The organism is Arthrobacter sp. C152 (assembly GCF_054890965.1).
The window spans coordinates 1-481 of sequence record NZ_JBTZSU010000107.1; the positions used below are offsets into that span (position 1 = coordinate 1).

Annotated in this window: 1 protein-coding gene; it reads left to right on the top strand. The window is 68.0% G+C overall.

The window, feature by feature from the left end; genetic code table 11:
• A partial coding sequence (locus ACYSM9_RS21920) for a transketolase-like TK C-terminal-containing protein (RefSeq protein ID WP_461859052.1) occupies positions 1–481 on the top strand: 481 nt, incomplete at both ends.

The following is a 481-nucleotide window of genomic DNA, read 5'->3' on the forward strand; positions in this document are numbered from 1 at the left end:
GACACGAACGTCATGTACTACCTGACCGTGTACAACGAGCCCATCGTCCAGCCCGCCGAACCGGAGAACCTGGATGTGCGGGGAGTAGTGGGAGGCATTTACCGGGTGTCAGCGTCGGCAGCTGCAGGACCCAAGGCGCAGATCCTCGCCTCCGGGGTGTCCGTGCCCTGGGCCCTGGACGCCCAGCGCATCCTCGCCGACGACTGGAACGTCTCCGCAGACGTCTGGTCCGTCACCTCCTGGAACGAACTGCGCCGCGACGGCCTCGCCGCCGAAGAGGAAGCCTTCCTCAACCCCGGCCAACCCGCCCGCGTCCCGTTCGTCACCCAGCAACTCGAAGGCGCCACCGGCCCCGTCGTCGCCGTCTCCGACTACATGAAAGCCGTCCCCGACCAGATCCGGCAGTTCGTCCCCAACGAATACGCCACCCTCGGCGCCGACGGCTTCGGCTTCTCCGACACCCGCGCAGCAGCCCGCCGCT